This window comes from Brevibacterium sediminis, assembly GCF_024895295.1.
Taxonomy (GTDB): Bacteria; Actinomycetota; Actinomycetes; order Actinomycetales; family Brevibacteriaceae; genus Brevibacterium; species Brevibacterium sediminis.
This window is the reverse complement of the sequence record NZ_JAHQRN010000005.1, coordinates 343986-363492: the sequence shown is the minus strand read 5'-3', so window position 1 is coordinate 363492 and position 19507 is coordinate 343986. Positions and strand designations below refer to the sequence as shown.

General features: G+C 66.1%; 17 protein-coding genes. 5 read left to right on the top strand and 12 right to left on the bottom strand.

Features of this window, described 5'->3' with window-relative positions:
- The first annotated feature begins 23 nt into the window (after positions 1–23).
- Entirely contained in the window at positions 24–950 is a 927-nt protein-coding gene (locus tag KTJ89_RS13885) for a serine/threonine dehydratase (protein ID WP_259358129.1), read from the top strand.
- Between the two features lie 30 nt (positions 951–980).
- Here the strand turns inward: KTJ89_RS13885 and KTJ89_RS13880 are convergent, their stop codons facing one another.
- The 4 genes from KTJ89_RS13880 to KTJ89_RS13865 form a co-directional block, all read right to left on the bottom strand.
- Complete coding sequence (locus KTJ89_RS13880) at positions 981–1172, bottom strand: hypothetical protein (RefSeq protein ID WP_039211572.1); 192 nt, start codon at positions 1170–1172, stop codon at positions 981–983.
- Positions 1173–1254: 82 nt separating this feature from the next.
- Positions 1255–2058, bottom strand: a complete 804-nt coding sequence (locus tag KTJ89_RS13875; RefSeq protein ID WP_259358128.1) for an ABC transporter ATP-binding protein — start codon at positions 2056–2058, stop codon at positions 1255–1257.
- A gap of 200 nt (positions 2059–2258) precedes the next feature.
- Positions 2259–2771, bottom strand: coding sequence for a hypothetical protein (locus KTJ89_RS13870; protein ID WP_139467737.1), 513 nt, complete (start codon positions 2769–2771; stop codon positions 2259–2261).
- Positions 2772–2862: 91 nt separating this feature from the next.
- Positions 2863–4359 carry a long-chain-fatty-acid--CoA ligase gene (locus KTJ89_RS13865; RefSeq protein WP_259358127.1) on the bottom strand — a complete coding sequence of 499 codons (1497 nt, stop codon included), beginning with the start codon at positions 4357–4359 and terminating at the stop codon, positions 2863–2865.
- A 249-nt stretch (positions 4360–4608) separates the two neighbouring features.
- Here KTJ89_RS13865 and KTJ89_RS13860 point away from each other — a divergent pair, with 249 nt between their 5' ends.
- Entirely contained in the window at positions 4609–5847 is a 1239-nt protein-coding gene (locus KTJ89_RS13860) for a PucR family transcriptional regulator (protein WP_259358126.1), read from the top strand.
- Between the two features lie 110 nt (positions 5848–5957).
- On the opposite strand, the gene KTJ89_RS13855 is transcribed toward KTJ89_RS13860, so the two are convergent.
- From KTJ89_RS13855 to KTJ89_RS13845, 3 genes are all read right to left on the bottom strand, one after another.
- Positions 5958–7484 (bottom strand): aldehyde dehydrogenase family protein, encoded by a 1527-nt coding sequence (locus tag KTJ89_RS13855; RefSeq protein ID WP_259358125.1) that lies wholly within the window; start codon positions 7482–7484, stop codon positions 5958–5960.
- Positions 7481–9109, bottom strand: coding sequence for a GMC family oxidoreductase (locus KTJ89_RS13850; RefSeq protein ID WP_139467733.1), 1629 nt, complete (start codon positions 9107–9109; stop codon positions 7481–7483). The genes KTJ89_RS13855 and KTJ89_RS13850 overlap by 4 nt, the downstream gene beginning before the upstream one ends.
- Positions 9110–9337: 228 nt before the next feature.
- On the bottom strand, positions 9338–9931 hold the full coding sequence (locus KTJ89_RS13845; RefSeq protein WP_259358124.1) for a dihydrofolate reductase family protein: 594 nt from the start codon (positions 9929–9931) through the stop codon (positions 9338–9340).
- 114 nt (positions 9932–10045) lie between these two features.
- Here KTJ89_RS13845 and KTJ89_RS13840 point away from each other — a divergent pair, with 114 nt between their 5' ends.
- On the top strand, positions 10046–10969 hold the full coding sequence (locus KTJ89_RS13840) for an IclR family transcriptional regulator (RefSeq protein ID WP_139467731.1): 924 nt from the start codon (positions 10046–10048) through the stop codon (positions 10967–10969).
- Between the two features lie 36 nt (positions 10970–11005).
- The gene (locus KTJ89_RS13835) at positions 11006–11995 is read left to right on the top strand and encodes an Ldh family oxidoreductase (protein ID WP_259358123.1); all 990 of its coding nucleotides are present in this window, start codon (positions 11006–11008) and stop codon (positions 11993–11995) included.
- Positions 11996–12131: 136 nt separating this feature from the next.
- Here KTJ89_RS13835 and dapA read toward each other — a convergent pair whose 3' ends face one another.
- The 5 genes from dapA to KTJ89_RS13810 all read right to left on the bottom strand — a co-directional run bounded on the left by dapA (position 12132) and on the right by KTJ89_RS13810 (position 17774).
- On the bottom strand, positions 12132–13016 hold the full coding sequence (dapA, locus tag KTJ89_RS13830) for a 4-hydroxy-tetrahydrodipicolinate synthase (protein WP_259358122.1): 885 nt from the start codon (positions 13014–13016) through the stop codon (positions 12132–12134).
- The gene (locus KTJ89_RS13825) at positions 13013–14482 is read right to left on the bottom strand and encodes a flavin monoamine oxidase family protein (protein ID WP_259358121.1); all 1470 of its coding nucleotides are present in this window, start codon (positions 14480–14482) and stop codon (positions 13013–13015) included. Before KTJ89_RS13825 ends, dapA begins: the two co-directional genes overlap by 4 nt.
- A gap of 145 nt (positions 14483–14627) precedes the next feature.
- A complete protein-coding gene (locus KTJ89_RS13820) occupies positions 14628–15296 on the bottom strand; it encodes a GntR family transcriptional regulator (protein WP_259358120.1) in 669 nt (222 codons plus the stop codon).
- A 58-nt stretch (positions 15297–15354) separates the two neighbouring features.
- The gene (locus KTJ89_RS13815) at positions 15355–16242 is read right to left on the bottom strand and encodes a universal stress protein (RefSeq protein ID WP_259358119.1); all 888 of its coding nucleotides are present in this window, start codon (positions 16240–16242) and stop codon (positions 15355–15357) included.
- Positions 16239–17774 (bottom strand): alanine/glycine:cation symporter family protein, encoded by a 1536-nt coding sequence (locus KTJ89_RS13810; protein WP_259358118.1) that lies wholly within the window; start codon positions 17772–17774, stop codon positions 16239–16241. Before KTJ89_RS13810 ends, KTJ89_RS13815 begins: the two co-directional genes overlap by 4 nt.
- Before the next feature lie 180 nt (positions 17775–17954).
- On the opposite strand from KTJ89_RS13810, the gene KTJ89_RS13805 reads away from it, so the two are divergent.
- On the top strand, positions 17955–19460 hold the full coding sequence (locus KTJ89_RS13805; protein WP_259358117.1) for an aldehyde dehydrogenase family protein: 1506 nt from the start codon (positions 17955–17957) through the stop codon (positions 19458–19460).
- Positions 19461–19507 lie beyond the last annotated feature (47 nt).

The window sequence follows — 19507 nt, the reverse complement described above, 5'->3', positions numbered from 1 at the left end:
CAGCTCTCGCATAGGCTGATGAGATGACTGAGCTGACGTATCCCAACATCGAAGCCGCCGCTGCACGGATCGCAGGCCGTGTGCGCCCGGTGACCGTGGCCCCGGCCGACGAGGAAGGACACGTCTTCGCCCTCGAGTTCATGCAGCACACCGGCACGTTCAAGGCCCGCGGTGCGCAGAACTTCATCCAGGCTCACCTTGCCGAAGGCACCTTCCCCGAGGCGGGAGTGACGATCGCCTCGGGCGGGAACGCCGGACTCGCCTGCGCATGGGCCGCCCGTGCCGCCGGTGTACCGGCGACCGTCTTCCTGCCGACCACCGCGCCGAGCGTGAAGGTCGAACGGCTGCGTTCGTATGGCGCGCGAGTGGAGTTGGTCGGTTCCGAATTCGCCGAGGCGGCCGCCGCCTGCCAGGATTTCGTCGTCTCATCGGGGGCGCTGGCCTCGCACGCCTACGACCACCCGCTCATCGCGGCCGGTGCAGGCACGCTGATGACCGAGATCCTGGCGCAGGTGCCCGACCTCGACACTGTCGTCGTCTCCGTCGGCGGAGGCGGACTGTTCGCCGGCGTCGCGACTGCGGCAACTCATCACGGAGTGCGCACTGTCGCGGTTGAGCCGGAGAACTGCCGAGCGCTGAATGCAGCGATTGAGGCGGACGAGCCGGTCGACGTCACGGTCGATTCGGTGGCGGCAGATTCACTCGGCGCCAGGCGCGCCACACCGCTGGCGTTGGAGGCGGCACGGTCGGATCTGGTCACCTCGGTGCTGGTCGGCGACAACGCGATCATCGAAGCACGGCAGCGGCTGTGGGACGAACACCGGCTGGCGGTCGAACATGCGGCAGCGACGGCATTGGCGGGAGTCCGCGGTGTCGGCTATGTGCCGGCCGAAGGAGAGAAGGTCTGCGTCGTCCTCTGCGGGGCAAATACAAGCCTCGGCGATCTCTGAGGCGCAGTCAGCGCGGTCGAAGGCCGGAAGTCAGCGCGTTCGGTCGCGGTCCTTGGACTTCAGCGAGGCCTTGATGAGGCCGAAGATCGCGAGCGCCACGACGACGGTGATGATGGCCTTGACGAGGAACCACGCAATGGAGAACGCGACGTTGACCACCCACCATGCGATGATGATGGCGATGATCGCGCCGATGATGCTCCACACGGTACTCATCTTCATGCCTCAAGCCTAGGCCCGAGTGCACAGCCGTGCAATGCGCGCGGTGATCGTCCCAGCCGATCCTCAGCACGGACGCAGTTCGTCAGCCGAGCACCGCACCGGACCGGACTGCGCGGGCCGACCAGCGGCGGTCGGCGAAACCCACCTCGATCGGGTGGTCGAAGGCGGCAGAGACCTGCTCGGAGGTGAGCACCTCGGCGATGGGACCGGCGGCGGTCAGCCGACCGTCGGAGATGAGCGCGGCATGCGTCGTCGTCTCGGGAATCTCCTCGAGATGGTGGGTGACCAGCAGCGTCGACAACTCCGGCGAACGCACCGACAGGGCGTCGATGGTCTCGAGCAGCTGTTCGCGGGCGGCCACGTCGAGGCCTGTGGTCGGCTCGTCGAAGAGCAGCAGCTGAGGTTCGGCGATGAGCGACCGGGCGACGAGCGCACGGCCTCGCTCCCCCTGTGACAGCACCTTCCACCCGGCGTCAGCGCGGGAGCCCAGACCCACCTCGGCGATCTGGGCATCGGCCTTCACGACATCCTCGGGTGAGGGCTCCCACCGCATGGGTCGTTCGACGGTGCCGGTCAGCCCGGTGAGGACGACTTCGCGGACGGTGAGGTTCGACCGCAGCGGATGGCGCGGGTTGACGTGTCCGATGAGGCGGCGCAGGGCCGCGAGTTCGACTCGGCCCATCCGTGATCCGAGGATGTCGACGGTGCCCGAGGTCGGGAACACCTGCGCCGAAGCGAAGCTCAGCAGGGTCGACTTCCCCGCCCCGTTCGGTCCGATGAGCACCCAGTGCTCGCCGGCGGCGATGCGCAGATCGATGCCATGGAGGATCTGCGTCTGCCCACGTCGGAATGTCACATCAGCGATATCGAGGACGGTCTCTGCCACGTCTCACCTCCACTTCGGATCATCTGTCGAACATCGCCCATGGGCCGATGTTCGATCCCGAGCAGCTGTCTGCGTCCGGGCTCCTCGATTCTAGGACCCAATTCGCCGAGGCGGCCCCCGCACTGCAAGGCCTACGTTCCGCATCGTGGATCTGTGATCGGATCCCGTTCAGGTCAGATGGCTCGAAAGGTGAGCTCAGTTCAGGTTTGATCGTAGTTGCAGGAAACCGCAACAAGCCCTTCTGGCAGACCACTTATGCGGTCTCGAATAGTCTCCTCAGCTTCAGCAGAGATCATTGCTTCAATCCGAATATCACCAGCGTCATCGATCGATTCGCGAACTTCATAAATATGGTCGTCTTCGATTCCCTCGAATATAGTCATGGCATTTTCGTAATCAGATTTCTCCCATTTCGATCTTCTGACGCAGACATGTTCAGAGAGATCTATGCCCACCAACTCAGAGTTCAGTTGATTGTCATTGAAGGCAGTGATCAGAAGAACGGATTGAGACGGCGATACACGAATGCGGTTCGAAGTTGCAATGTTGCCCTGGTCGCACAATGAGCAGAAGTCAGCCCAAAGCGTGTCGAACCTCGCATCATCAACACCAGCCCCCACGGCCTGAGCCCAGGCTCGAACCCACTCACGCCTTCTCTCGGAATCACTGAGAAGTCTCTGGAAGTGATCATCTGGCGAAGACTCAGCATTCATCAACCGCACTCTACGCCGACTGCACTGTATTCGCTCACCAGGAACAGGACTCAGTGTTTCGAGGGCACATGTGCTGGCTCGTGCACACCGCTCATGCGTCCTCCGGTGCCGAGATCTCGCGGCGGAGGATCTTGCCGGTCGGGCCTTTGGGCAGCTCGTCGACGATCCACACATTGCGCGGGTACTTATATGCGGCGACGCGGTCCTTCGCGAACTCACGCAGCGCTTCGGCGTCGACGCTGCTGCCGGCCTTGAGGGCGACGGCGGCCCCGATCTCCTCACCGAGGTCGTCATTCGCGATGCCGATCACAGCCGCCTCGGCGACGGCTTCGTGCTCGTAGAGCGCTTCCTCGACCTCACGCGGATAGACGTTGTAGCCGCCGCGGATGATGAGGTCCTTCTTCCGGTCGACGATCGTGTAATAGCCGTCCTCGTCCTGCTCGGCGAGGTCGCCGGAGTGGAACCATCCGTCGCGGATGGCCACCTCTGTCGCCTCCGGCCGACCCCAGTACCCCTTCATCACGGGTTCGCCCTTGATGGCGATCTCGCCGATCTCACCGACGGGAACGTCGTTGTCGTCATCGTCGACGAGCTTCATCTCGACTCCACGCACGGGCACGCCGATGGTGCCGGTCTTGCGTTCCATGCCCGGCTGGTTGAAACAGGCGACCGGTGAGGTCTCGGATAGCCCGTAGCCTTCGAGGATGATGCAGTCGAAAGCGGATTCGAAGTTCTTCATCACCTCGACCGGCATCGCCGATCCGCCGGAGATGCATGAGCGCAGGCTGGAGACGTCGAAGTTCTCCCGCCCCTCGGCGTTGAGCATGCGCGCGTACATCGTCGGCACACCGATGAAGATGCTGACCTTCGCTTCCTGAATGGTCTCGAGGGCCTCGATCGGGTCGAAGCGCGGGATGAGGGCGAGGCAGGATCCGCTGAGCACAGAGGCGTTGAGTCCGCAGGTCAGGCCGAAGCAGTGGAACAGCGGCAGGCAGCCCATGACCATATCGTCCTCGGTGAGGAAGGTGAGGGTCTCGGCGGTCACGGCCGCGTTCGTCATCATATTGAAGTGGGTGAGTTCCGCGCCCTTCGGCTGTCCGGTGGTGCCGGAGGTGTAGAGGAGCACGACGGTGTCGTCGTCGGCTCGGGACACCACCTCAGGCGTCGGGTCGAAGACGGCCAGCTGATCGGCGAAATCGGCGGGGTCGACGCGCACGCATTCGATGCCGACCGCGGCCGCCGCCTTCCCGGCCTCGCCCGCCATATCCTTCCACGCGAAGACGATCTGAGCCCCGGAATCTTCGAGGTAGTACTGCACCTCACGGTCCTTGAGCAGCGGGTTCATCGGCACGACGATCGCGCCGACGGACAGTGCACCGTAGAAGAGGACGGGGAATTCGAGAACGTTGGGCAGGACGAGTCCGACGCGGTCGCCGGGCCCGATTCCCCTGTCCTTGAGCATCGTCGCCACCCGCTGCGCCTGGTCCTGCAGCTGCGCATACGTCAGCACGGAATCGCCGAGGCGGACGGCAGGTCGCTGCCCGTGCCGGCTCGCGGTGGCGGTGAGATTGTCGGCGAGGTTGGTCATGTCTTCCTCCAGGCTTGATTCGTTCGTCGTTGATCGGCTCGGTGCTGGCGCTGGGACCACCACTGGTTGTGGCCCCAGCACAGGAGAAGAGTCGACTGAGCGGACGTGTCCGACTCCCGTTCGGTTCCCGCCGTCCGGCTCTATGGTGCCCACTCTGCCGTTGCCGGCGACCTCGGGCAACAGGATGCGCAACAGAAACACGGGTCATCGATTGTGGTCGGACGACAAGGATGCCCGTAAGCTTCTGCCATGGTCGCCAATCCACTCGTCCTGCGCATCGTCGACCGTGTCCGAGCAACGCTGCCGGCCACGGTCCAACGTTCGGTCAGCCGCACCTGGCGGGAAGTGCCCGCTTATCCGGCCAGCCCGGACAAGAATCTCGCCGAGGATCTCACCGCACACACGTTCACCGTCTTCGAAGCCGCGCTCACCCCCTTGGAGGAGGGCCGCCGCGCGACCGCCGAGGACTTCCCGATCACCGCTTCCCAAGCCCGGCGGCGACTGCGGCAGGGAGTGACCCTGCCGGACTTCCTCACCGGTTTCCGGATCGGGCAGGAGACTCTGTGGGAGGCGATCGTCGATGCCTCGGATTCCGAACAGGAGACCCGCGACGAGGCGCTGCACATCGCCATCCACGTCATGAGCGTCATCGAGGTCGGCAGCTCCGTCGGGGCCGTCGCTTTCCTTGAGACCCAGCAGCTTGAGATGGCTGAGGGCGACCGGGTCCGCCGTGACCTCGTCGACGATCTGCTCTCCGGTCGCCGCTTGGCACCGGGGCCGAGCGCGGACCTCGCCGAGGTGTCCGACCTCCGCCCGGATTCGCGCGTGCTCGTCGCCACGGCCACCTCGCAGACTCCGTTGCGAGATGATCGAGGGATGCGGGAGGTCATCACCGCCCTGCGCTCGGTCTTCGACGTCGGCCGTCGCGGCATCGCCGTGGTCCTCCAGGATCAGATCGTCGGCATCACCCCGGTGACCTCCGACGGCACGACCACCCTGGCCGATCTCGAACGTGTCCACCGGGAGCTGTCCCGCCACGGCACCGACCTGTGCGTGGGCACCTCCACCGTCCACGAGGGGCTCGACCGTGTGCCCGAGGCGTACCGCGAGGCTGTGCTCGCCCAGGAGAGTCTCAACGGTGTGCCGGGAGTGAGGTCGCTGCATGCCCTCGCTCCGCTCGACTACCTCGTCACCCTCGACGATAAGGTCGCCCACCGCCTCATCCGCCCCGAACTGCGCCGCTTCGTCGAGGACGATCTCGCCGCCGGCGGTGTCCTCATCGAAACGCTGCTCGAATACGCGGCGTGTGACCTCAACGCCAAACTCGCCGCCGAGCACCTCCATGTCCACGTGAACACCGCGTACTACCGACTCGACACCGCAGCCGACCGCACCGGCCGCAACGTCCGCAGCTTCACCGACCTGCAGGAGACGATCATCGCCATCCGCATGCTCACCGCGCGCGGAAACGTCCCGATCTCGAATTGAACGATCCCCGCGCCGAGGCGGCCCATCCCCGGAACGGGAGAGTCGCCTCGGCGTGGGGATCGATGACCTCACGAACCGACGTCGGATCCTCAGGACCTGACGTCGGATGGTCAGGCCGGAACCGGAACCTCGGCCGGCGCCGGCAGCACGAGAGCGTAGCCGTGCTTGGCCCAGTCGGCGTCGAGGCTCTCCTGGACCGCCTTGACCTGGGTGTATTCGGCCAGGGCGTCGGGACCGAGCTCCCGGCCGATGCCGCTCTGCTTGTACCCGCCGAACGGGTTGAACGGGAAGCCCGCGTGCCAGTCGTTGACCCACACGGTGCCGGCCTCGAGGGCGTTCGCAACAGCCCGGGCACGCTCGGATGAGCCCCAGACTCCGGCGGAGAGTCCGTATTCACTGTCGTTGGCGATCGCGATCGCCTCGGCTTCATCGTCGTAGCCGATGACGACGAGGACCGGACCGAACACCTCCTCGCGGGCGATGCGCATGTCGTTGGTGACATCGGTGAAAACGATCGGCGGCACCCAGGCCCCGGTCTCGAACATCTCCCCCTCGGGAAGGGCCCCGCGGTAGGCCAGCGTCGCCCCCTCCTCGGCGGCGATCGCCAGGTAGCGTTCGACCCTGGCCTTCTGGTCCTGGGAGGCGACCGGGCCCATGTCCGAGGCGGGATCGGTCGGATCGCCGATCGTCACATCCTGCAAGCGGGTGATGAGGCGGTCGACGATCTCGTCCTTGCGCGAATTGGGCACGAGCAGTCGGGTGCCGGATTCGCACACCTGCCCGGAGTACATGAGGAAGGCGAAGATCGAACCGTCGATCGCGGCGTCGAGGTCCGCATCGTCGAGGATGATGTTCGGGCCCTTGCCGCCGAGTTCGAGGGTCACCTTCTTGAGGTTGTCGGCGGCTGCGCGTTGGACGCTCTTGCCGACCTCGGTGGATCCGGTGAAGCCGATCTTGCGGACGTCCGGGTGTTCGGCGAGCCGGGCTCCGACAGTCTCGCCGGGGCCGGTGATGATGTTGAGGACACCGGGCGGCAAGCCCGCCTCTTCGGCGGACCGGGCGAGTTCGAGCAGGGTGAGCGGGGTGTTCTCGTCGGCTTTGAGCACGAAGGTGTTGCCTGCCGCCAGGGCCGGTCCGAGCTTACATCCGGCGAGGACGAGGGGGAAGTTGAAGGGCACGATGCCGGCGCAGACTCCGATGGGTTCGCGGCGGATGGTCGCTCGAGCATCGCCGGTGGCCGGTGCCAGCGGATTGTCCTGTTCGGGGGTGAAGCCGCGGGCCATGCCCGCGAAGACGCGCAGGTTCGCCACGCCGAGGCCGATGTGGAAGGCGCCGGCGGTGCGCACGGTGACCCCGTTCTCGGCGGTCGCCAGGGCGGACAGCCGCTCGGCCTTGGCCTCCATGCTCGCGGCGATCCGGTCGAGGATGTCCGCGCGCTGGTCAGGCGTCATGTTCCGCCACGTGCCCTCTTCGTGAGCGGCAACGGCAGCGGCGACCGCGGCATCGGCATGCTCGACTCCACCGAAGGCGACTCGGGCGGCGGTCTGCCCGGTGGCCGGTGACGTGATCGCGTGTTTCTCGGCGGTGTCGATCCATCGGCCGTCGATGAACATTCGGTAGGTGGGAATCTCGGTCATGCCGGAACCTCGTCTTTCTGTGTGATGGGGGTGGCCGCCTCGGTGGCGGTGGTGGGCTTCGCGGTGCGAGTGGCGGTGGTGCGGGATTCGGCGATGAGGTCGGCGGCCTTCTCGCCGATCATGATCGTCGGGGCGTTCGTATTGCCGCGCACGACGGTGGGCATCACCGAGGCGTCGGCGACGCGCAGTCCGTCGACGCCGATGACCTTGAGCTCGGGGTCGACGACGTGGCCGATCGAGCAGGTCGAGGTCGGGTGGTAGAGCGTCTGTCCGACCTGCCGGGCGAAGTCGAGCAGCTCCTCGTCGCTGAAGCCCTCGGGGACGATGAAGTCGTCCTTGATGACGGCCTGCATCGCCGGCTGGGAGGCGATGTCCAGCGCGATGCGCAGTCCGGCGAGGATGCTCTGCTTGTCCTCTTCGGATCCGAGGTAGTTGTGGAGGATCCGGGGTGCGACCTTCGGGTCGGGCGAGCGCAGGGTGAGCGTTCCGGTGCTCGTGGGTTTGAGGACGCAGGGACCGGCGGCCAGTCCTTGGACCGTCTGGGCGCCGAGCCCCTCCTCGGCGAAGAGGCAGGGTGTGGAGTGGAACTGCACATCGGGACCATTCAGCCCTTCTCGGGTTTCGAAGAAGCCGCCGGCTTCGCCGATGTTCGAGGTCAGCGGGCCGCGGCCGGCGGTCTGCAGCAGTTCGGCGTTGGCCGGGGAGACGGCGGTCTTGAGCGTTTCGAGGTCAGTCGTGTAGTTGAGCATGACCATGTAGTGGTCCTGCATGCGCTCACCGACGGGCAGGTCGGCGACCTTCTCGATGCCGAAGGCGTCGAGCTGGGCGGCCGGGCCGACGCCGGAGAGCAGGAGGAGGTGGGCGGAGCCGTAGGCACCGGCCGAGAGCACGACCTCACGGTTCGCGCGGATCTGTTCGATCTCGCCGTAGCGTTCGATCTCGACGCCGACGGCACGGCTGCCCTCGATGAGCACCTTGCGGGCGTGGGCGTCGGTGATGACGGTGAGGTTCTTCCGCTCCGCCACGGGGTGGAGGTAGGCGACGGCGGTGCTGCAGCGCATGCCGTCGCGTTGGGTGACTTGGAAGCGGCCGACGCCGAGCTGTTCACCGGAGTTGAAGTCCTCGTTGTGGTCGAATCCGGCTTCGACGGCACCGTCGACCCAGGCGTCGCACAGAGGGTTCATCGACCGGGATTCGGAGACGGTCAGTGGGCCGTCGGCTCCGTGGAAGTCGTCTGCCCCGCGCTCATTGGATTCGGCTTTCCGGAAGTAGGGAAGGACGTCGTCATAGGACCAGCCGGTGGCACCGTCGGCGGCCCACTGGTCGTAGTCGGCGCGGTTGCCGCGGATGTAGATCATCGCGTTCATCGAGCTCGATCCGCCGAGCATCTTGCCGCGGGGAAGGTAGGCGCGGCGGCGGTGGAGTTCGGGTTCCGGTTCGGTGTCGAGGTCCCAGTCCCACTGGCTCTTGAACAGGGTGCTGAATGCGGCTGGGATGTGGATCTCGTCGGCGGTGTCGGCGGCTCCGGCTTCGATGAGCGCGACCTTGACGTCGGGATCTTCGCTCAGCCGAGCGGCCAGCACACATCCGGCCGATCCTGCGCCTACCACGATGTAGTCGTACATGATGTCCTCACTGTTGCGTCATTGCTTCGGGGTGCAGTTCGAGTGTGGTGCAGGCCACAGTGAGGATGCTTCGTGAGTCGGCCCAGACTTCACGGCGCTCGATTGTGAGTCGACCACAAATGGACCCCGGACCCCGGGGCGTTTTCCAGGGAAGGTGGATCGTCCCAGGTCAGCTCGCCGAGGCGGCCCTCGACTCGTCGCAGGCGGCAGTGGGGGATCGGTGCGGTGTCAGTCGGCCCGGGTGTGCAGTCTCGGTCGGTAGACGAGTTCGTGAATGCTTCCGTCGAGCAGCGTCGATTCGAGGAGGTCGAGGTCGAAATCCGCGGCTCCGGCGAAGACCGGCTGGGCCCCGGTCTGACCTGTGATGACGGGGTAGACGGTGACTTGAACTCGGTCGACGAGTCCGGCGGCCATGAGCGCTCTGTTCATCGACAGGGATCCGTGTGAGCGGATCGGCACATCTGATTCGTCCTTCAGCGCAGCGACCACATCGGCGGCATCGCCACGGGCAATGGTGGCGTCGGGCCAATCGAGCGGCTCGTCCAGAGTGGTCGAGACGACTGTGGTCGGGCTCTGTCTCATGGCCGTCACCCAGGGGTCGAGCACATCGGGGAACTCGTCAGCGGCGGCGAGCATGGCGGCGAATTCGCGGAACGTGGTCGCGCCGAGGACCAAACGGCAGTCGTCTCTGTAGGTTCGCAGCCGGTGGTCGAGCAGTTCGGGGCCCTGTTTGCCCCAGTAACCTCCCCAGTCGCCTTCGGGGATGATCGAGGCGAACCCGTCGAGGCTCATGAAGACATCGAAGGTGTAGGTCGCGGACATGGTCGCTCCTGTCAGAACGCGCCCCGAAGTGGGTGCGGTGGTCCAAGTGTGCGCTTCGGCGGCCGCGCGCACCACCCCCGGGCACCGGTTCCGGCGACGGGCCATAATGGAGTCATGCACGATGCCGCCGATTCGAATGAGGACCTCCGCGAGGAATATCGCATCAAGATGCGCGGTCGGCTGCTGCGTCGGTCCGCTTCGTTCAATGTCGCCCACGCCGTCGACAGCCTCGAACCGGGCACCGGCGCTCAGAGCATCCAACGCGCGCTGACCCTGCTCAACCTCGTCGGGCTCATCGCCGGGGAGCGGCGCGAGGGCGCGAGCCTGTCCGAGCTCGCTTCGATCAGCGGCCGCCCGAAGGCCAGCGTCCACCGCATGCTCCAGGCGCTCATCGCCATGGGCTACGTCGAACGCCTCGAAGAGGGCGGGTACCGCCTCGGCGTGCAGTCGCAGATCCTCGGTCAGCTGGCCCAGAAATCGGTGGACCCCCTGGTCACGGAGTCCGAGTCGAGTCTGATGCGCTTGGCCGAACTCAGTCAGGACACCGTCTTCCTTACCCTGCGCACGGGCAGCTATTCGATCTGCGCCCGCCGCGAGGAAGGTTTCGGTGAGATCTTCAACAACGCCCTGTCCGTGGGCGACCGCCACCCGCTGGGCATCGGCGCCGGATCGCTGGCGATCCTCTCCGAGCTCTCCCCCGCCGAGGTGGACGCCCAGTTCGAGGCCAACGCCGAGATCCTCGCCGAGAGGTATCCGAAGGTTTCCGTTCCGCACCTGCGCGACATCATCGATCAGGCCCGCATCGACGGCTTCGTCCACAATCCGGGGCTCTTCGCCAAGGGGTCGTGGGCGGTCGCGGTTCCGCTGCGCATCCGCGGCTCCCGACCGCGTGCGGCCCTGTCGATCGCCTCGATCGCCGACCGTGTCACCGGTTCCCGGGTCGAACGCCTCGTCGCTCTGCTGCGCCGGGAGGCGAAGGCCATCGCCGAGGCGCTGAGCTCCCAATCCGATCTCACTCCGGACTCCGGCGACCTCTGAGACGAGCAGCGGTCGGCGTCCGGTAGCGTGATGGGCATGCCGGAGACTTCTGATTCCTCGACCGTGTCCCTGACGATTCCCGAACTGCGTGAATTGTGCATCGCAGCGATCACCGCGGCCGGCGGGTCACCCGCGCTGTCGCAGTCTCTGGCGGACGCGACAGTGGCGGCCGAGCGACGGGGCAAGACTGCTGTAGGCACGGCGCATCTCGGCGATTATCTCGATGGGCTCGAGGCCGGCCGCATCAACGGGCAGGCGCAGCCGAAGATGACGAACCAATTGCCCGCAGCACACCACGTCGATGCCGACCGCGGCACCGCGCAGCTCGCCTTCGATGCAGCCTTCGACGACTTCGCCGAGGCGGCCGCAACGCTCGGCATCTCCGTCCTCAACATCGCCAACGCTTTCACCGCCGGAGAGCTCGGCTACTTTACGACGCGACTGGCCGAACGAGGCCTGGTGGCGTTTGCAGGGGCCAACTCACCGGCGCTGATGTCGCTGTTCGGCGCACCGGGATCGGCGACCGGAACGAACCCGTTCTCGTTCGCCGTTCCCCATTCCGATGGCCCGCGGATGTTCGATCAGGCGACCAGCGCTACCGCGTGGGTCAACGTCCGCGACGCCGCCGATCGAGGAGAGACGATCCCCGACGGATGGGCACTCGCACCCGACGGAGCGGCCACGAACGATGCCGAGGCCGCCCTCGCCGGTTCCCTGCTGCCATTCGGCGGGGTCAAGGGCAGCAATGTCGCTCTCATGATCGAACTCCTCGCCGTCCACGGCGGGGGCCGTTTCTCCGTCGACGCACCTGCCTTCGACTCGGGACAGGAGAGTCCGGGCACTGGCCTGTTCATCATCGCGATCGCGGCAGATGCTTTCGACCCTGACTATTCGCAACGGGTCGCCGAGCATCTCGACCGTCTGCATGCACGGTTCGGCTTCGACTTCGGCCGCAAACGCAGCCTCGAGGTCGTCAAGCTGCCGGAGGAACTCCACTCTGCGCTGATCACTCGCAGCCGTAGTTGAGCTTCGCCGATCGCTCGAGTTACCGTCGAGCGCACACCACATAACTCGGTACAGCGACGGCAACGTGAGCGGTCGGCATCAGTGGCTGAATCCGGAGCGAGAGCTCGACGCCGAGTTGAGCGGTCGGCGCCTGTGCTCAGCTGCCGAGGGTGGCCAGTGCCGCCTTGATCCGTTCCCGGGCGTCGGGATCGGTGTCGGCCAGGGGCCGCCTCGGTGAACCGACGGGGACGCCGCGCAGCTCGAGGCCGGTCTTGACCGCCTGGATGAACGATTCTGAGATCATCGCGTCGATGACCGGGTAGAGCCGCTGCCACTCGTCGCGGGCCCCGTGGAGGTCGCCGTCAGCGATCTTCGTCGACACCGACACGATCTCGGACGGCAGGACGTTCGCGGCCCCCGCGACCATTCCGGCCGCTCCCTCGACGAGACCGGAGTAGATGTAACTGTCCCAGCCGATGAAGGTAGAGATGACGTCGCTGTGGTGGTGGATGAGCTGAAGTGCCTGCTCCCAGTTCGCGCTCGAGTCCTTGATGAAGCGGATGTTCGCGACATTCTCGGCGAGCTGCCTCACGGTGTCGGGGTCGAGGTTGACGCCGGTGGCCGCGGGGATGTTGTAGAGCATGACGTCGATGTCCACGGCCGCGGCGACGGCCTTGATGTAGTCGACCGTCTCGGCCGGCGTCAGGGGCTCGTAATAGGGTGTGACGATCATGAGGACGTCGGCTCCGGCTGCCTGCGCCGCCTGGGAGTGGCGGATGGCTTCCCGTGTCGAGGTGGCTCCCGTCTGCGCGACGATCGGCACGCGCCCGGCTGTGCGCTCGATGACGAATTCGAGCATGGTCTGCCGCTCCTCGCCGGTCATGGTGGCGAATTCTGCGGTCGAGCCGCCGACGACGAGGCCGTCGACTCCGCCGTCGACCGAACGGTCGACGACGCGCCCGAGTGCGTCGTAGTCGATGTTCTCCTCGGCGTCGAAGGGGGTGGTCAGTGCGGTGAGGACGCCGCGCAGCTGAGTGGTCATGATGCCTCCGTAATGGCCTGAGATGCAGGGGTTGTCTGTGATGCGGTGGTCTGGGTGGTCGCCTCATGTCGAGGCGGTTCGTTCTCGTTGGGATGCTGGACGGGGTGGTGTCTGCGGGTCTGGCGCGCAGTGACGAGAATGTTCGCGGCTTCTTGCGCGGCGGTGAAGCCGGAGCTGATGGCGGTCTCCGTGTACAAGGTGCCCATGTAATCGCCGGCGAGGAAAACCCGGCCGGAGAGTTTGTTCAGCGTCGGCTGCAGCTTCCCTCGGCCCGGAAAGCAGTACGGTGCGCCGGTGCGCCACCGCTGCACCTGGGCTTCTTCGACGATGCCGGCGAAACCGGGCAGGACCTCGTCAAGGTCGCCGATGTAGGTGTCGAGGATGTCCTTGTCGTCCTGGTCGAGCAGCTTCCTGGCGAGGCTCGCCGGAGAGAAGGTCATGATGCTTCCGCCCGGCTGACGCTCCGATTCCGTGCCGCGGACGATGTTGCCCTGGTTCATCACCACGTTGAACGAGCGCTTCGGCGTGGCGATCCCGTAGGCCCGGTCCCAGGGCTGAGGTTCGGTCTCGTTGGTGAGGAAGGCCGCGGACACATAGGGTCCGTAGACGATCTTTCCGAGGGCCTCCCGCTTGTCCTCCTGCAGATCGACGGCGATCTTATGGGCCACGGTCGCCGGAGTGGCGAGGACGACAGAGAGCGCTTCGATCTCATGGTCGATGTCGTCCTGCCGATAGCGGACGACGACATGGTCCTTCTTATGGACGATCTCGTAGACTTTCGCATCCAGCTGGATGTTCTCCTGCAGCGGAGCCGCGATCGACTCGACGAGGTTGGACGGCCCGCCGCCGATGCTGCGGTTGAGACCCTGCCCGATGTTCCACACGAGGCTGAAGTAGCCGATGCCGGCACCGGCGGCGAGTTCATCGGGGTCGGCTGCCGAGCGGGTGATCGTGGGCCGGAACATCGCCTCGGCGTCTTCGGACAGTTCCCCGATGTAGTCGGCGAAGGATCGATCGTTCTCGAAGTCGTAGATCCTCTGCTGACGCATCTCCGAGCTCTCGTTCGGGCGCAGTCGCACGGCGTTGGCGTAGCGGAGGACGTCGGCGGAGACCTTGACCCCGGCCTTGATCATCGATGCGCGGTCCTTCAACGACATCGGGATCCGGAACGGATACGACTGGACGGGTCCGTCAATGAGCAGCTTGCCGTTCATCGACACCGCAGACAGCGATCCGGGGATCTCCGACGAGCGGGTCTGTGTCTCGGTGATAAGGGAATTCGTCGCTGTCTTGCCTCCGGCGAACATGTGTCCGCCCCAGTTGAGGAAATAGCGTCCGCGGTTCTCCGAACGGATCCGACCGCCGACTCGGGAACCCGATTCCAGCAGCGTCACATCCCAATTGCGCAGTCGCCATGCTGCTGACAGTCCGGCGAGTCCGCCGCCGACGATGACGGCATCTTTCATGGGGAGCACCCCCTCTCTACTCTGAGCGTCCGCGCACCTTCACGCAGATCAACTGCACACAGAATAGGATGTGATCACATTCTTCCGCAAGTGTTTGATCACATCCGATTTCAGGAGTTTCTTCAGGCCCGCACTTGCCGGCCCTTCAAGCGCCCAATCCGGCACGGATGCGGCGGACGGCGTCGTCGAAGGACTCCTCGGTCACCTCGGCGGCTGCCCCCGGATCGCCGGCGTCGACGGCGTCCATGAGTCGGCGCTGGTGCTTGAGCAGCGGCGCCTTGGCGTCGGCCGCGATCTCCCGCCTGGCACCGACGAGTTTGTAAGCCCGGCAGCGCAGCCACAGGGTCCGGATCGTCTCGACGAGGACGGGATTGCCCGAGGCGGAATAGATCGTCGAGAGCAGCTCTTCGTCGTGGTCGAGATACTCTGAGGCATCGCCGGAGTCGAGCGCCGCCTCCATCGCCGCGAACTCCTCATCGAGTCGTGCCCGTCCTGCCGCATCGAGCTTCTGCGCGCCCTGGACCGTCGCTTCGACCTCGAGGATGCGACGCACCGAATAGATCTGCAGCAGCTCCTCGGCGGTGAATTCCTTGACCACGGCCCCCCGGTGCGGGCTGGTCTCGACGAGTCCGACCTCCTCGAGCCGGGCCAGCGACTCCCTCACGGGCATGACGCTCGTACCCAGGGATGCCGCGAGCTGGCGGATCCGCAGTCGATCTCCGCTGCGATACTCGCCGGAGAGGATGCTCGCCTGCAGCGCTTCGAACACCTGGTCGCCGATGCGCGGGCCGATCTCGGTCTGGGTCTCGCTCATAGTCGACAGTCTATCCACGCCCAGGCGGCCCTGACCGAGCATCGGTCGATCACTTTCCTCACGGTGTCACGAGCACGGGCACCGGGGAGTGCCGGATGATGCGGGCGGCATTCGTTCCGAGGAAGACCCGGGAGCGCCGTCCCTCCGACGAGGACCCGAAGACGAGCAGTTCGCCGGGCTCCCACTCGATCGCAGCCAGAGCCGCCTTCCAGTCCTTGCCGATTCCGACCGCCTCGGCGATGGACTCCCCCGCAGAGCCCTCCCCGTGTTCGGTCTCGTCGAGACCGTCGATCGCTTCGGCCTGAGCTGCCTTCAGCTCGGCGACGAGCGCCCGGCGCACCGATTCCTCTTCGACGGACTCCGGCGGAACGGTCCGGCCGCTGACGCCGAAGGTCGCGATCCGCAGACGTCCGCAGGTGGCGTGCGCGAATTCGACAGTCGCTTCGAGCACCGCCCGGGCTTCCAAGTCGGGGCGGAACGAACAGGTCACGCGCGTTAGCCGCTCCGGTGCGACGAACCCCTTGGGCGCGAGCGCCACCGGCACCGGAGAGGAATGGAGGAGACGGTCAGAGGTCGAGCTCACGCGGATCCGCCCGCGGGTCCCCTCGGTGCCGGACCCGAGGACGATCATCGTGGCCCGGTAGGCGGCCGCCTCGGCGAGGAGGCCCTTCGCCCGGGAACGGTTCTCCACCGCCACCGCCTCGGTGATCAGATCGGGGCAGATCTGGGCCGCCGCAGCCTCGGCCTCGCGCACCGCCTGCCGGGAGCGCTTCTTCGCCCAAGCCGCGAACTGCAGGTCGCTGCCCGAGGGGATCGACCCCCGCCCGGCCTCGGGAACCACGCTGACGATGCGCAGGTCCTCCCCGTAGGAGCGGGCGATGAACGCGGCCAGGTGGAGAGCGGAACGGTCTCTCTTCCCGTGCGGGAATGCGGCGATGATCGTCATGGTGTGCCATCCTTCGGATCGGTGTCGGTCGAGGTCCCAGCCCTGGATGGGTCGGCAGTACGGGACGGTGCGGACGCACGGGAGGTCACGGTCGCCTCGGCGTGCATCTCCTCCCAGAAGTTCGCGTGCTTGATCCCCAGCTTCACGGGATCGAAGACAGGATTCCGCCCCTGCCTGCGCTGGGTGTCGAAGTCCTTGAGCGTCTTCAGCGCGATTCCGGAGAGCGCGATGAGGGCGAGGAAGTTGATGACACCCAGGGTCGCGTACCCCATGTCGCCGACGGCCCAGACAGCTCCGGCGTCGACGACGCAGCTGATGAAGCACACGGCCAGCAGGGCGCATTCGAGGACGCGGATGTAGATTCGGTCGCCCTCGCCGACGATGAACGACAGGTTCGTATCGGCGATGAAGTAGAAGGCGACGATGGTCGTGATCGCGAACATCGCCACCGAGATCGCGATGAACGGTGACCCGAATCCGGTGGCCACGGTGTCGACGGCGGCTTGGGTGAAGTTCGTGCCGGCCTCGACGCCGGGGAGGTTGACGAGCAGCTCGCGGCCATCCTCGGTGATGACGTTGTACTGCCCGGTGACGACCATCATCAATCCCGTGAGCATGCAGACGGTCAGGGTGTCGATGTAGATCGAGAAGGTCTGGACGAGCCCCTGCTTGGCCGGGTGGCTGACCTCGGCGGCACCGGCGGCGTAGGTGCCTTCGCCGACGCCTGCGACATTGGAGAACAGGGCGCGGCGCACGCCCCAGGAGATTGCGGCGCCGACGATGCCGCCGAAGACCTGGTCGGCACCGAAGGCCGAGGAGATGATGAGTCCGATGGCGCCGGGCAGTTCGGTGACATTGACGAGCAGGACGATGATCGCCCCGCCGATGTAGCCGACGGCCATGATCGGGACGATGATGTTGACGACGCGCACGATGCGTTCGCGACCGCCCCAGATGATGATTCCGAGGATTGCGGTGACGAAGAGGCCGGTGACCCAGCCGGGGATGCCGAAGGCGTACTCGAAGCTCACGGCGATGCTGTTGGACTGGATGCCGGGCGCCAGGAGGGTGTAGAGGATGAGCGCGATGACCGCGGCGGTCATGCCGAGCCACCGCTTCTGGAACACCTTGTACAGGTAGTAGGGCACGCCGCCCTTGAGTTCGCTGTCGACGCGTTCCTTGTAGATCTGGGCGAGCGTCGATTCGATGAATGCGGTCGCACCTCCGCAGAAGGCCATCACCCCCATCCAGAACAGGGCGCCGGGTCCGCCCCAGCCGACGGCAGTGGCGACGCCGGCGATATTGCCGACTCCCACCCGGTTGCCGATGGTCAGGGCGAGCGCCTGGAAGGGGGTGAGCCCGCCGGGGGCGGTGCTGCCGTCGCCTTTGAGCTCGCGCAGCATCTGCGGGAAAAGGCGGATCTGGAGTACCTTCGTGCGGATCGTGAAGTAGAGACCCATGACGATGGCGAGGCCGATGACCGGCATCCACATCGTATTGGCGATCTCCTGCAATCGAGTGGTGAAGTCCATGAGCACAGCTCCGTGTTCGTGGTCGTGTGTGAGCGCTGACGCGTGCGGCCCGCGGCGACGACGGCTGAAATTCCCGTCGATGTGATTGCATGTTACACGAATCACGTAATAATGTGATCACATCCAATCATCAGTGCGAATGGACCCCCATCTGCCGAACCAACGAAGCGGAGGCTCAGAATGCCCGCCACATCCACCGACCCAATTGTCCGCAGCACCTCGACCGCTCCCCTCGTCGCCGACTCCGAGCTGCCCCCGCTCACCCATTTCATCGACGGGGCGTTCACCGGGCCCGGCGCGTCATCCTCGACGACGACCCTGGTCAACCCTGCCGATGAGGCGATCATCGCCGAGGTGGCCGAGGGGTCGACCGCCGACGTCGATTCCGCGGTGGCTGCCGCACGCCGATCTTTGGACGGGTGGCGGACGCTGACCCCGAAATCCCGTGCCGATGTCCTGCTGGCCATCGCAGACCGCATCGAGGACAACGCCGATGTGCTCATCCGACTCGAATCACTCAATGCCGGCAAGCCGTATGCGGTCTCCGAGGATGACATCTCGATGGCCGCGGACACGTTCCGCTTCGCAGCGGGTGCGTCTCGGGCCTTCACCGAGATGGGCTCGGGCGACTACGTCGAGGACCATACCTCGATCATCCTGCGTGAACCCGTCGGCGTCGTCGGAGTGGTCGTGCCCTGGAACTATCCGCTGCTCATGGCCGCGTGGAAGATCGGCCCGGTGCTCGCCGCGGGAAACACGATGGTTCTCAAACCCTCGGAGCAGACTCCGCTGACGGCACTCAAGCTCGCCGAACTCATCGCCGATCTCCTGCCCGCCGGTGTCCTCAACATCGTCCTCGGTCTCGGGCCCAGCGTCGGAGCGCGCCTGTCGAGCCACCCCGATATCGACCTCGTGGCGCTGACCGGCAGCGTCGGCAGCGGGAAGGCCGTGGCCACGAGCGCCGGCGAGAGCCTCAAACGGGTGCATCTCGAGCTCGGCGGCAAGGCCCCGGTGGTAGTCTTCGCCGATGCCGACCTGCAGGCCGCCGCCGAAGGTGTGCGCACCGCGGGGTTCTGGAATTCCGGTCAGGAGTGCGGTGCCGGAACGCGAGTGCTCGTCGAGTCCTCGGTGGCCGAGGAGTTCACACGCCTTCTCGCCGAGGAGGTCTCGACCTATGTCGTCGGCGATCCCCGAGGAGGTGCCGAAGTCGAGCTCGGACCGCTGGTCTCGCAGACGCACTTCGAACGGGTGACCGGCTTCCTCGACCGCGCGATTGCCGCTGGCGCCCGGCCAGTCGTCGGCGGTGGGCCGGTGGAGGGCCCAGGCTACTTCGTCGCCCCGACGGTCCTCGCCGATGTGGCGGCCGGCTCGGAGGCCTCTCAGGAGGAGATCTTCGGTCCCGTCGTGACGATCGAGACCTTCGAGTCAGAGGACGAGGCGATCACCCGAGCCAACGAAGTCCCCTACGGCCTGGCCGCCTCGGTGTGGACGACGAATGCCGCGCGCAGCCTCGATGTGCCACGCCGCCTCGACTTCGGCACCGTGTGGGTCAACTCCCACCTGGCGCTGGCCGCCGAAGTGCCGTGGGGCGGCTTCAAGGGCTCGGGCTACGGGCGTGACCTGTCGATCTATGCGCTCAACGACTTCTCCCGGACCAAGCACGTCCAGATCAACCACGCCCGCTGACAGTTCCCCAAAACGCCGACCGCCCAGGTTGCCGTCGACCGCTCGCC